The following is a 13,078-nucleotide window of genomic DNA, read 5'->3' as shown; positions in this document are numbered from 1 at the left end:
CCCCGCCGCACCACGCTCACCGAACTCGCCACCATCGCCGGCTCCCGGTGGCGGGTCGAGGAATGCTTCCAGCAGGCCAAGAACGAGGCCGGCCTGGACCAATACCAGGTGCGGACCTACCGGGCCTGGTACGCCCACATCACCTTGTCGATGCTCGCCCTCGCCTGGCTCGCCGGAACGAAAACCGTAGCGGTAAAGGGGGAATCGGAAACTCCGACCAAGGTATGATCGGCTACACGTTACCCGAGATCCGACGGCTATTCGTGCATCTGGTCCTGCGACACGCCCACCCCGACGAGCACATCTGGTCCTGGTCACACTGGCGCAGACGTCGACAACACCAGGCCCGCACCAGTCACTACCGAACCCGCGGCCACCTGCCATAAGTGCCGTTGCAGTACTAACTAACGGTCACCCCCTCCCCCCGAACGCGCCCACAGCGTGAGCCCCGTTCCTCGCCGGCGTCAAGGCCCCCAAGCGCTACGCGTGGGCCTCCGGCCCAGGACCGTGACCCTGGCTGCGGCCGGGCCATCCCAGCGGCGACTATCGGGGGGATCCCCCTGTCCTGAACTGTGTTCCAGGACAATTTTGGCGTTACTTGACAAATTGCCCAACATATCAGGTTAGCGACCTCGATATGTTCGCGTGCATGTCGTCCACTCGCCCAATTCCGGTCGACTGACCACTGCTCAGCTCTTCGAACCTTGGCCACAGCAGCGCGACACGGAGACGCTGTTGACTCCGTTACGAGCCAGCTGTCTTCAATTGGCCACTGTTGCTGCGCCGGCGACCTGCGGACCGCCAGGTAGGCGCAACTCCAACCTCGAGATCCTCAGGTGAAAGATCCACTCCATCTGAATTTTTTGGAGCAATCACGACCACTTCGCCGGTGCTGCACTCGCGGATCTGCAGAGGAGCGTTACCACCTTGCAGATAGCGATCACCCCAGTTGATCATTGCTAGTATGACGGGCAACAGATCGCGGCCCTTTTGGGTCAACTCATACTCATACCGAGTACGAGCACCCGCCTCGCGATAGGGTCGCTTCTCAAGAACCCCGTCGTTCACAAGTTGCTTGAGCCGGGTTGCGGCAGCCGCCTCGGTTACGCCAACACGATCGACGAAGTCGGCGAACCTCGTAGTCCCGTACATCGCTTCCCGAATGAACAGCATCGCGCTACGAGATCCGACAACTGCCATCGTCTTGTCGACCGAGCAGCTTTCCGCGCGCCACCGCGATCGGTCCGCCAGGTCCGCTTCCAACTTCATGCCCATGTCCGAATCCTACTCTGACTACAGTCAGATAGTGTCAGAAATCAGCCTGATGGCCAATCGCGAAGCGATCCGTAGCCGCCGAATCCATCGATAACTTCCTTGTGCATACGACTGTCGACGACCTCCGTGGACAAAAGCCTTCCCGCTGCAAACCACTTCACTCGATCCTGAGTTGACGTAACTATAGTTAGCCTTTACGGTCTGGCTATGGACAACTTTAGTCACGGGCCCACAGGCCTCGACGATCAAGCAGCTTCCACGCCGACACTTGCGACCTGTCCGACAGTGCAGGCGGAGCCCAGGCACCGATGGTTGGCGCTGGTTGTTATCTGTGTTGGAACGATGATGGCGTTCGTCAACGTCTCATCGACCATTGGCGCGCTGTCGTCGATCCAGAGCGATCTCGGTTCCTCGTCAACCCAAGTAGTCTGGGTGACCAGCGCCTACAGCCTCATCGTCGCCAGCCTGGTGCTCGGCAGTGGAACCTTGGGCGACCTTCTGGGCAGACAACGTGTGTTCAGCGGCGGGGCCACCGTCTTTGCGATCGGAAGCGTACTGGCATTCGCTGCGAACTCGACATCTATTCTCATTGCAGCGCAGGCGATTATGGGAACCGGCGGGGCACTTGTGCTTCCGACTGGACTCGCTATCATCAGCCATACCTTTACGGATCAACATGAACGCACTGAGGCAATCAGCATTTGGGCGGCAAGCTCGGGCCTGGGGCTGGCGGTAGGGCCGCTCGGTGCAGGCACACTATTGGAATCGTTCTCGTGGCATTCGGTCTATCTCATCAACGCAGTCCTCGGTGCCGTGACACTTCTGGGTTCAATCATCTTTGTGCCCAACGGCAAGAACTCCGGCAGGCACCTCGATCCAGTGGGCATCGCACTGGGTACAGCCACTGTTGCATCCCTCACATATGCCGTCATCGAGGGAGGATCGAGCGGCTACGGATCCGGAAGGTTGATAGTTGTCTATGCCGCACTCGCGGTCGCGCTCGTCGGATTCATCATATGGGAGTCACGCCATCACGACCCGATGCTCGATGTAGCGTTGTTCAAATCCACATCGTTCAGCGCCATCATGGGGGCCGCCGCCATGGCTCTGTTCGGGTTCACCGGGACGTCGCTGCTCGTCGTTCTCTATCTGCAGCACGTCCAGGACGTCTCAGCACTCGGCGCCGGACTTCGACTACTCGTAATGTTCGTGGCATACATACTGTTCAGTGCAGTGGCCGGCCGAGTGGTAAAGAGGGTCGGTTTCAAGCTGATGTTGATCGTCGGCATGATCGTCATGGCGGCGGGAATTTTCGCGCTGCTCGCAAGTCCTGCGGAATCCGAGTTCGAGCGCGTATGGCCGGGATTGCTGCTGGTAGGCATCGGCGGCGGTTTGCTCGTCGCACCATCGACAGCCGCTGCGGTCAACAGCGTCGGGCATCAGCAAGCGGGCATGGCGAGCGGCGCGGTCAATATGTTCCGCCAGGTAGGGAATGTCCTCGGCGCGAGCGTCCTCGGTACAATCCTGACCACCAACTTCGTGACCAACCTGCGAGACCGTTTGAACGACGCCGAACTGCCCGAAAGTGTGGCAACCTCAATCGTCGATTCCGCATCGCGCGGCGGTGGTGGAGACCAACTGCCAGCCCCCCTCGCTTCAATCACCGAGATCGCAATCAAGAACGCCTTCACCGACGCTGTCCATCTTAGTCTTTTGGTCGCCGGCATCGTGCTGGTTATCGCCGTTATCCCCATTGCCGCCTTCGTGCATGACAGGCCGACCCAAAGCAATTAAAGCCACGCGGAGTTGGAAACGCCCGACGACCTCGGGTCTCGAGGTAGGCGACCGGGGTCGCCGGGCGTGTCTTCGTAAGTGAATCCGACCTGTCAATCACTCCGCAAACACAACAGCTATCGCCGTCGATGCATTCAACATGTCGAGGGAACAAATGACAACGACCATTCGCAGCAGAGTCATTCGACTGGACTGGCCCCGCGTTCCGCTCCGCACTCGTGCGGTCTTTCGGTACGTCGATCACCTCGAAGCTGGCAGGCGGGCAGAACTTCTGAGCGTTCACAACAACCCGAACGCGAACCTCGAATGAAGGAGACGATAACCGATTTCGAGTTCATCCCCGCTTCCGATATCCAATACTCGCTCACCACATGCAGTACTGCAGGCCATTTCCGTTCACGCCAGACACCGGCGCCCGCTCGTCGAGGCGTGAGCCACAGGGCTAGCAACTGAGTCGGATCGCAAGATTCCCCAAGCTGCGACTGTAACGACTCGCTGATGCACGCTTTCGAAGACCAGCACTCGGTATCGGTCCTGCACGCCTGAGGACTGACCGAGACATCCCCGGTGGGATCCGTAGCCCGTCCGCCCGCATACACCGAGGAGCAGAGCGGGCGCGCTACCGATACTCGGAGGGACGATTCCCGGCATCCGCCGAAGCGCGGCTTGTCGACGATAACGGCAATCTCGTTCCCGACGGAAGCTTCAGCATTGGCGAACTCGGGTCCATGGATCACCTCGTCGTACTACCGCCACGACGCGGTCGGAAGCCTCCAAGAGGACTGGCGTCGCACAGGCGATGTCGGCGCGATCAGCCCCGGCGGATACCTCATCCTCTCCGGTCGGACAAAGGACCCCATCAAATCCGACGACGATGGGATTTCGTCGGTCGATATAGAGAACGCCGTCATGGGTCATCCTGAAGTCCTCGAAGCCGCCGTCACCGCTATCCCAGACCCTCGATGGAAGAGAGCGCCCACTGGTGGTCGTAGTGCTCCACAGCACCTGTTGCCCGATCACCCGCTACGGATTTCACAGCACCAGCAGCTCGTCGGCCGTGTAGAGCATGGCACCGAATATATCCGACAGCTCATCATGAAAGACATGATCACGAGTGGCAGGCTATCTTGAAATTCACTCCAACCGCGTCACCGACTGGGCCCCGGTGGCAGATCCTCACGGCTGGCCCCAGGCCCCGGGATGGAAGACAACGACTCTCGGTCCACCACGTGAGCGCAAGCCGAGCACACAGGCTGGATCGTCATCGAGCATCCACACGTACGGTGCACGAATTCGAGGGGCGGACCGCCGTCTGCGAGCCAGATGTCACCCCACTGCCGCATCGCCGCGATGACCATCCACAGGTCCTTGCCCCGCTTCGTCAATCGATAGTCGTAACGAATGGGCTTATCCTGGTACTGATCCTTAACCATGACACCGTGATCCACGAGCGTCTCCAGCCGCAATGTGAGGATGTTGCGTGCGATGCCCAGGCGATTCTGGAAGTCGTCGAACCGCGTAACACCGAATAGGGCGTCACGCACGATGAGTAGCGTCCACCATTCGCCGACGATCTCCAAAGTCTGCGCGACCGAGCAGTTCATCTCCGTGAAGTGGGTTCGGCGCATTCTGCGAGATTATCGAGTTGCGTCACAAAACTCAATATGCTTACCTCAGTTGCATGAAACAACTTACATCTCGCCGACTGGCTGACGAGTTCAGAATGGCCGCGGCTGGCAACGGTCAGTGGAACGTTGAGATCGCCGAATCATGGGCGAGTTGGTTCGGACCACATGGCGGCGTCATCGCTGGAATGGCCGTCGAGGTTGCCGAAATGGAGGCTTCAGGAGCGAACGTGCGCTCAATGGATCTTCGATTCCTTGGCAAACCCCGAATCGGGCAGATGCAGTTGTTCACCTCAATCTACGAAGTGGGCCGTACGACACGAGTGATCGACATCGCCTTCGTCCAAGATCAAACAGTTGCCTCCGCCTCAGTAACCCTCGGCCGGATAGGTCCTGCATCGAATCTGGATCGACCAGGGCTGTCCCAGGCCAATGTAAGGCCACCAAACGAATGTGACCTATGGGAGCTTCCCCTTGAAATACTGCCGGTCGGCACGCATTTGGAGATTCGTCCAACTGATGGACCCCTGCCCGGATCTGGATCCGAAGAGGCTCGAATGAGGGCATGGCTATCCACTCGTCCGAAGATGTCTATCAATGCCGCCGTTCTGGCGGTCCTTGCCGATGCGTTGCCGCCCGCGATATTCACGACAATGACCGAACCCGTAGCCACACCGACTGTGTCGATGTCCATGTACATCACCGCCGATCTCCGCCAGCACGACTTGCATGAGGTACTGGGCCACACTTGGAACGTTCACACCGGAGGGGGATGGTCCGTCGACGACACTGAACTCCGCGACGGTGCGGGACAACTCCTGGCGACCGCCCGCCAGAGTCGGCGCATCCTGTTGCCCCGCGACTGATTGGCGCGCCCCTACTTCGATGAACCTGACACGCGCAGAGGACGACTCCTTGAACCGCCAACCCGACGACCAGACGACCAGACGACCAATCCACGCATCCCACCAGTCGCCACAGCTCGACATGTCGCATGCAGTGGAGATCCACCTCAAGGTTGAGAAGGCTGCCAACTTGACCTGAATCCGTGGATCGGTGATCTCGGTCGGATTCGTTTGTGATGCGCACACGCGATGCTGTTCGGGGTGGAGTTGATCTGCTGACCTGGCTGTCAGCTCATCCACGTTCGTTGTGTTCCTGGGGTTGGGGCCGGTGCGGCCGGTGTACCGAGAGTCAGGCCGCTTGGGGTGGCGTGTAGTCGATGGTGTTGTCCCAGAGGGATGTCCGGTGCGCTTGTGGTGGCCAGTGAGCTGGCAGGTGGAGCACGGGTTTGCGTGCGGGCCGGGCGAATCGGGCGGCAACGTTGACCAGGTGCCGGCGCAGACTGGCGCTGCGGGCGACGGCGTGGTGCCCGCCGACGAGGGTGCCGGCGGCGCGCAGCAGATTGTGGGTGATCGCGGCGCAAAAGCACCCAGGCACTGTTCGCGCCGAACCGTCCCGACGGGATGTGCGCGAGGGGTCCGTCGATCAGGTCCGCGAACACCGTTTCCACGATCGCGTGCTTCCGGTGGGTGATATCTGCCTCGACGGTCGACAGTTCGGAATCGGTGAAGAACGGGTGGTAGCGCCACACCGGGACGCCCCCAAGCATTGCGTGAAGGGAGGGACCCCACGCATCCGGGTAATTCGCGTCCTTGACCCGGCGCACGATCAGGCGGGCGGTGACCCGGTAGCAGCCGGAGAACGCCGTGTACGTGGTCTCGGCGACCTCGGCGTCGGAGATCAGCTCCCCGGTCTCGGGGTCGGTAACCGCACCGGGGTAGTGCACCGGCATCCACTGGTGCTCGTCGATGCCGTCGATGGCCCGGGTGATCCGCGGATTCCGGGTCATCACCGGGGAGAATTCGATACCCGCGGCGACCACGGCGCCGATAACGGCCATGTTCGGCGAACGCCGAATCACCGCGGACCATGATCTTGCCGTGCGCCCCGCAGGCGCGGGGCGGTGGTGATCGCCGCACGCGGCTCGGAGGCGGCACCGCGACCGGATCCCGTCCTGCCGGCCCGCAGCCGCATCTCGGTGATCACCGGCGCCGCCCGCGCGGTGGACAGGGTCGTGACCAGCGGCGACAGTCCCTTGCGGAACAGGGCGCGGCCGGCGATCTTCGCATGCCCGTAGGACGCTCCTTGTTTATGGTGCCCGTACACCGGGCGGCAGCAGCGAGTCGGCGCAGCACCGACCCGAGTTGGAGGCTGTGCCCGAAGGTGAACTCGCGCAAGAATATCCCCAGTGTCGACGGCGCGTACACCTGATCGAACACGGTGCGCGTGATTGACTACACCCTCGACGATGGGTGGGAGAACCCCGAGCAGTACCGGCTGCTGACCACGATCCTCGACCCCTCCGATGCACCTGCCGAAGAGTTGGCGCTGGCCTACGCCCAGCGCTGGGAAATCGAGAACACCTTCAACGAACTGAAAACTTACCAACGCGGACCACGCGCGGGCCTGCGGTCGAAATCCCCACCGCTGGTCCGGCAGGAAATCTGGGGGGCACCTGTGCTGCCACTCGCCATCACCCTGAAGCGCGACGCCGCGACCACTGGCGCTCACGCCCCGGACCGGATGTCCTTCGTCGCCGCCCTGCGGATAACCCGACGATCCCTGTCCCACAGGGCCACCGGGAGCAGCGATATCGATTTCGTCCTGGGAGCAGATCCACGTGAGCTTGGGTCCATTGAGCAATTCCTCTCGGATCACGTCGATCTGGACGTCATTGAGCCGGGGCCGGGGGTCCCGCGCGACCGGCACCTTCCAATCCCTCGTTGCCTCTTTCGGTCCACTGTCGATGCCAGCGTGAGGCGGTCTGTTGGGAGATATCCAACTCGACCGCGACATCGCGCCCTGCGGTGAACATCTCCGCCGCTTGCATCCGCGATCACGCAACGCCCCGAGATCCCGGCGACCGCCGCGCCGCTTGACTTTCCGGGCGTCGGACCCCTCGCCGGAACCGGTTTCCTTCCCTGCCAACCATCAATGATCAAGCAGCACGGTAGGAATCACGCGCAACGACATACCCTATTACCGAAACAGCATTAGTCGGGTGTGGAACACCAACCACCTGGCTATCGGCGGCATGACGGAAGACGGTTGTTAGTTTAGATATCGGGTGACCTCGAAACCCATCACGTTGATGCTGCGGTGAGCGTACTGATAAGCAGAGCTCGTCGATGGCGGTGGACAGATCGATCGCGATGATCGATAGGTGTCGCCTTCGGGAAAGTGCTCCCATAGAGGGGAATTCGTGCGGGTCAAGCGATCGTGAAGCCGCCGTCGACTGCGATTGTCTGTCCGGTAACGTATCCAGCCGCATTCGAAGCAAGCCAGACAAGTGTTGCGGCGAGCTCGACCGGATCACCTGTGCGTCCGAGTACCATTCTCGATGCCAGGCCGTCGAGGTAGCCGTCGTCGAACTGGCCGGTCATATCGGATTCGAAGAATCCGGGTGCGATCGCGTTGATGCGGATTCCTTTGCGAGATCCCCACTGCTGCGCGAGATCACGTGTCAACCCGATGATGGCGGCCTTGCTCGCGCTATAGGCGGCCTGCGGAAGACCTGCGGTCGTGATCCCGAGGATGCTGGCGATGTTCACGATGGCACTGCCGGGCTGCATCACTCGGCCACACGCCTGCGCCGCCCAGTAGGACCCGTTGAGGTTGACATCGATGATCGAACGGAACTGGTCCGGGCTCTCTCGTGTGGCCGGAAGTGCACTCGCGATCCCAGCGTTATTGACAAGGACATCGACCTGACCGAACTCGGACACCGTCGCGTCGACTAGCGCAGTGCACTGGTCGGGATCGACAACATCAGTGCGCACGATCAGGGCCCGACGACCGGCGTTGCGGACCAGTGTCGCGGTGTCCTTCAATTTATCGACGCGGCGGGCCGCCAGAACGACGTCGGCACCGGCCTGCGCGCAGGCTTCGGCGAACGAGACTCCGAGGCCGGAGGACGCTCCCGTAATGATGACGACACGGCCATCGAGACGAAACTTGTCGAGGACAGTCATGTGAGGGTTCTCCTACGGTTCCAGTATCAATGGAGTTGAATTCGTCCCGACTCGAGAGGTCAAGCTATGTCTCGTCATCAGATGGACAGTCCCCCATCAACGGGCAGGACCACGCCCGTAATGTAGGCGGCCTCTTCGGATGCAAGGAAGCAGATCGCATCAGCCATCTCAGAGGGGTCAGCGAATCGTGGGATCGGTCCAGTAACCTCAGCGATCTTGTCCACGGGGATCGAGGCGGTCATTCGCGTCGCCGCGTTGGGCGAGACCGCGTTGACGGTGACGCCGAACGCGGCTAAGTCTTTCGCGGCGGTCTTGGTGAAGCCGATGATCCCGGCCTTCGCGGTGGCGTAATTGGCCTGGCCTCGGTTGCCATGCAGACCAGTGTAGGAGGTTATATTGACGACCCGTCCGAATTCCTGCTTCCGGAAATGCGGAACGCACGCTCGGGTGAACCGGAAAGTACCGCCCGCGTGGATATTCAGGACGCTGTCCCAGTCGTTGTCGGTCAGCTTCCACAGCATCCTATCCCGCAGGATGCCGGCGTTGTTGACCAGAATATCGATCCGCCCGGTCTCGCCGATCACGGTCGAAACGACCTTCTCGACGTCTCGCGTATTGCTGACGTCAGCGGGGATCCCGATGGCGCCGATCTCACGCGCAGCGTTGCTGAGTTCGTCCTTGTCGAAGTCCACCATGAAGACTGTGGCCTTAGCAGCGACGAAGTGGCGGGCCAGCGCCTGACCTATGCCACGCGCAGCGCCGGTAACGATGACTGACTTGGCGGCGAAGTCGTAGGTGATGTTTCCCATCCGGATTCCGTTCTTTTGTCAGTGCAGGCGTTCGAAGACCCCGGCCATTTCCGGATCCGACGCATATGATTTCGAATCCGAACTGCTTGTTGTTGGTCCGAGGGTTTGACGAGCAGGGTCGCAGTAATGCGTGCTGCACCGATCATGCCGAACCGGTGGCACGCGGCGCCGCTAGTCCTGTCCCCTCGACTGTTCGTCGAGAACCGAATGTAGCTCGATGGATCGAGGGACTTAGCATGCCCACGTGACGCCGAAATTTGTATGCATTGTGCGAACTGGCATGCTCGTCTGCCGTCGTCGAGGGCCGCCAATCTGGTGCCAGCAAGCATTGGCTTCAGAAACCAGGCAAAACGAAGTGCGTCGACCTATTTTCGCAGATGAAGATCGGTTTACGAGCAATCGAGGCTTTGGCGTTGCGGAGTGGCGTGGCCAACTAGCAGGAATCGACAGGCATGTAGTGCACCACGATCGCTTCAATTCAACCGCGAGCAAGGTCAACTCTAGGCAACGCTGTCAGGGTGACCGTCGTGGTCAGGGTCTCGCCATAGTGGAACCATAACCCAAAACCGCCCTCGCTTTGCGCTGCTCTGATTGTCAAGAGGTCGGTGGGGGGAACCGCATTGAGATACTCAATAACAGCACGGTACGGCCCTGCAACGACTTCCGGCCACCGCATCAGATACCGATCCACCGCCTGCCAGTAGGTTGCGTTGTTCATGTGGTGAAACATGTCGAAGTCGCTCGGGCGAAGCAGGTGATCCTGCTGATCGGCATTGTCGGGAACTTTTTTCGGATTCAACACACGCCACCGCAGACGACGATCAGTGACACCGCCGCTCCAGGCAGAAAGGACGTTCTCATCGATCCGCGCTGGGCGACCTTCTCGAGTGACATTGATACAGAAGCTTTCGGTCTCGATCCGACCTGCGGGCCTCGCATCCGGATTGAACGCATTGCACTCCGGCAGACCGGTGAGTGTCTGACGCATGCTGACCCACATGGCAGATGTAGCCGAACACCACCGTTTGACGGTCACATTTCCCGGCCAGGTTATCGGCTCAATCACGTCAATGACGTTTCGCCGCACTAACCAAAACGGATTCGTGCGGCCGAACTCTGACTGTTGGGTCATGTCCAGCGCGATGTCCTGGAGATACCTCGCCACAGCGGCAATGTGGACGGTCATCTCCGGATCGACGTCGTCGACCCTTATGCGATAGGTCGACTCGAATGTTCGAGACTCCGGCGTAATCGGAACCAGCGGGTAATGATTGACATGTCCGTCAGCTATCTGATTCATCAAGACTCCTACAATGAGACGTTCCGCATGCCACAATCAGATCGAAGGAGGCTGTCTCGTGAAACGACACTTTCGCGACGAAATTATTGTCCCTACCAGCCCAAGCTCCGAGTAACGCATCCGAAGGTGCGTCATACGCATGCCAGGTTGTCAGAGAAGGACTGTTTCCAGTTCCTTGTTGTAGGGGCGGATCGAGTCCACGTCACCGGATGCAACCTTGCTGACCCAGTGCGGCTCAGCGAGGACTGCCCGCCCGAGGCCGACTAGGTCGAACTCACCGCGCTCGAAGAGGTTCATCAACGGGGCGAGGGACAGGCTGGTCTGTTTCTCGGTCTCGTCCCCGCGGAAAGCCGCAGGAACGCCGACGGAGCCGAGTGCGATAACGGGCAGTCCCGTCAGGTGCTTGGTCCAGCCGGCGAGAGTACGATCTGAGCCGTCGAACTCCGGTAGCCAATAGCGACGGGTGGAAACATGTAGTAACGACACGCCTGCCTCGACGAGCGGGGAGAGGATGAGTGCGAGCTCGCCGGGATTGTCGGCGATCCGGGCGTCGAAGTGGCCACCTTTCCACTGAGAGAATCGATAGGAGATCGGGAATTCGGGGCCGACGCGTTCGCGGATGGCTGCGACGATCTCGGCGCTGATCCGCATCCGGTTGGCGATGGATCCGCCATAGGCATCAGTGCGCCGGTTCGTCTCCCCCCAGGTGAACTGGTCGAGCAGGTACCCGTGTGCGCCGTGCAGTTCAACGCCGTCGAATCCAACGTCCTGCGCGTCAGCAGCCGCGCGGACAAAAGCGTCGACAATTCCATCGATGACCGTCGCGGTGGCCGGTTCGCCAACTCTACGGCCGCCGAGGCCAATCCCCGAGGGACTGACGATCGGTGCTTCGTTGTTCGGGCCCGCACCTGCGATCCGAGTGGCGCCGAGGTGCCACAGTTGCGGCATGACCTTGCCACCCTCGGAGTGGATGGCGTCGACGACTTTGCGCCAGCCCGCGAGGGGTTCGTCACCGTAGAAGGCGGGGACCCGGTTGCTGGCACCGGCGGAGCACTCGTCGACGTAGGTACCCTCGGTGATGATGAGGCCCAGCGAGGAAGCTCGCTTGGCGTAGTACTCCGCAACCGGGTCGCCGGGCACGTTTCCCGGTGAGAACTCCCGCGTCATCGGGGCCATCACGAAACGGTTGGACATCTCAAGGCCGGCCACCTCGGTAGGGGCGAGCAGCGGCATGATGTCGGCCCCGTCGAGCAGAGTGCTCGACAAGTTCACTCCGATGCTCTCTTCACGCAGATCGGTCATCTCTACTCCAGTTTGTTTGATGTCATGAATCATTTGGGCACGAGGTTGTTTCGGAGCGGCGGGCTAGGTCTGTGTGGCTGCTTTGGATGGTTCAGGAACCGAAACTCCATGGATGCGCGCGACGGACACACTTTTCGCTTCTGGCTTGGTCCGTACCTACCCAGGGTCGACACAGGCGCGGCGTGTCCGATCGAAACAGTTTGAGATTGGTGCAGTTACAGATTCTTCTCTGACACATTCGTCTAGGCCCAGTTAGTTTGTGGTCGGCACCAGGAGAATTCGCCTCTGGGGCGACATTTCGCGACTATACAACGTTGCCGCACAACACCCAGGCCAAAATGGGTGGATCCGTCGGTCACGGATGCCCGGCCGCCTGTCAGCCGACCCCCCACCCTGGCATTTGGTCAGATGCTCGCGTCAAGCGTTCCTTTGCTCAGCGACGGCGGCCCCGCGAGCAGCGAGCCGAGGTCGGTTATTGCACCTTCGCCCGCGCGGAACCTGCGGTATGCAGCATCGTGGTCCATCGACTCCCACGTTTCGATCACTCGCCAGGTGTTGGGGTTCTTGGCATCGAGCACGTTGTCGACACGTATGCAACCGTCGAACTCCCGGGTCTCCTTCAGCACGCGTGCCATCACTTTTTGCGCGGTCTCGACGGTCTCTGGTTTGAAGGTCAGTTCCAGAATGGCGATCATAGCCACGTTCTACCCCTTAGGATCGGTTGCTTGTACTAATTGCACTCCAGGCATGTTGCTCTGATGCATGGTGTGCCACCGGTGGCACAGTCAGCGAAGGTGCTCCTACGGTTTGTGGCGTGAGGTTGGCATCCGCTAGTTATCCGACTGATTGTCCTGGCGTGCGACTCAGGTGCGTGCGTGTTCGAAGTATGCGTGCGCGGAGTATTGCAATGTCCAGAGGTTGCCGTGGTCGGGGTAGAGC

At 60.6% G+C, this 13,078-nt stretch carries 10 protein-coding genes and 4 pseudogenes; 5 read left to right on the top strand and 9 right to left on the bottom strand.

Annotated features, from left to right (window positions below; genetic code table 11):
* Positions 1-228, top strand: a pseudogene (locus ACFTZB_RS34235) (IS701 family transposase); the annotation flags it as partial.
* A gap of 516 nt (positions 229-744) precedes the next feature.
* On the opposite strand, the gene ACFTZB_RS34230 reads toward ACFTZB_RS34235, so the two are convergent.
* The gene (locus tag ACFTZB_RS34230) at positions 745-1,275 is read right to left on the bottom strand and encodes a winged helix-turn-helix transcriptional regulator (RefSeq protein ID WP_378438548.1); all 531 of its coding nucleotides are present in this window, start codon (positions 1,273-1,275) and stop codon (positions 745-747) included.
* A 207-nt stretch (positions 1,276-1,482) separates the two neighbouring features.
* On the opposite strand from ACFTZB_RS34230, the gene ACFTZB_RS34225 reads away from it, so the two are divergent.
* Together ACFTZB_RS34225 and ACFTZB_RS34220 are read left to right on the top strand one after the other, a co-directional pair.
* Complete coding sequence (locus ACFTZB_RS34225) at positions 1,483-3,069, top strand: MFS transporter (RefSeq protein WP_378438546.1); 1,587 nt, start codon at positions 1,483-1,485, stop codon at positions 3,067-3,069.
* Between the two features lie 492 nt (positions 3,070-3,561).
* A pseudogene (locus ACFTZB_RS34220) lies at positions 3,562-4,066 on the top strand (fatty acid--CoA ligase); the annotation flags it as partial.
* 151 nt (positions 4,067-4,217) lie between these two features.
* Here the strand turns inward: ACFTZB_RS34220 and ACFTZB_RS34215 are convergent.
* A complete protein-coding gene (locus tag ACFTZB_RS34215; RefSeq protein WP_378438544.1) occupies positions 4,218-4,697 on the bottom strand; it encodes a winged helix-turn-helix transcriptional regulator in 480 nt (159 codons plus the stop codon).
* A 95-nt stretch (positions 4,698-4,792) separates the two neighbouring features.
* Between ACFTZB_RS34215 and ACFTZB_RS34210 the strand changes: the two genes are divergently transcribed.
* Positions 4,793-5,560, top strand: a complete 768-nt coding sequence (locus tag ACFTZB_RS34210; protein WP_378438542.1) for an acyl-CoA thioesterase domain-containing protein — start codon at positions 4,793-4,795, stop codon at positions 5,558-5,560.
* Between the two features lie 328 nt (positions 5,561-5,888).
* Here the strand turns inward: ACFTZB_RS34210 and ACFTZB_RS34205 are convergent.
* Positions 5,889-6,982: pseudogene (locus ACFTZB_RS34205) on the bottom strand (IS1380 family transposase); the annotation flags it as partial.
* On the opposite strand from ACFTZB_RS34205, the pseudogene ACFTZB_RS34200 reads away from it, so the two are divergent.
* A pseudogene (locus tag ACFTZB_RS34200) lies at positions 6,978-7,322 on the top strand (transposase); the annotation flags it as partial. The pseudogenes ACFTZB_RS34205 and ACFTZB_RS34200 sit on opposite strands and share 5 nt — an antisense overlap.
* Positions 7,323-7,428: 106 nt before the next feature.
* Here the strand turns inward: ACFTZB_RS34200 and ACFTZB_RS34195 are convergent.
* The 6 genes from ACFTZB_RS34195 to ACFTZB_RS34170 form a co-directional block, all read right to left on the bottom strand.
* Complete coding sequence (locus ACFTZB_RS34195) at positions 7,429-7,572, bottom strand: helix-turn-helix domain-containing protein (RefSeq protein WP_378438540.1); 144 nt, start codon at positions 7,570-7,572, stop codon at positions 7,429-7,431.
* A 394-nt stretch (positions 7,573-7,966) separates the two neighbouring features.
* Positions 7,967-8,728 carry an SDR family NAD(P)-dependent oxidoreductase gene (locus ACFTZB_RS34190; RefSeq protein ID WP_378438538.1) on the bottom strand — a complete coding sequence of 254 codons (762 nt, stop codon included), beginning with the start codon at positions 8,726-8,728 and terminating at the stop codon, positions 7,967-7,969.
* Between the two features lie 77 nt (positions 8,729-8,805).
* Entirely contained in the window at positions 8,806-9,537 is a 732-nt protein-coding gene (locus ACFTZB_RS34185; protein ID WP_378438536.1) for an SDR family oxidoreductase, read from the bottom strand.
* Positions 9,538-10,015: 478 nt separating this feature from the next.
* Positions 10,016-10,837: an acyl-ACP thioesterase domain-containing protein gene (locus tag ACFTZB_RS34180; RefSeq protein ID WP_378438534.1), complete on the bottom strand. Its 822-nt coding sequence runs from the start codon at positions 10,835-10,837 to the stop codon at positions 10,016-10,018.
* 150 nt (positions 10,838-10,987) lie between these two features.
* Complete coding sequence (locus ACFTZB_RS34175; RefSeq protein WP_378438550.1) at positions 10,988-12,070, bottom strand: NADH:flavin oxidoreductase; 1,083 nt, start codon at positions 12,068-12,070, stop codon at positions 10,988-10,990.
* Between the two features lie 473 nt (positions 12,071-12,543).
* Entirely contained in the window at positions 12,544-12,834 is a 291-nt protein-coding gene (locus ACFTZB_RS34170; RefSeq protein ID WP_378438532.1) for a putative quinol monooxygenase, read from the bottom strand.
* Between the last annotated feature and the right edge of the window lie 244 nt (positions 12,835-13,078).

Source organism: Rhodococcus sp. NPDC057014, assembly GCF_042673295.1.
Lineage (GTDB): Bacteria > Actinomycetota > Actinomycetes > Mycobacteriales > Mycobacteriaceae > Rhodococcus_F.
Note: the sequence above shows the minus strand (reverse complement) of the source record. Positions and strands in the feature narration are given on the sequence as shown.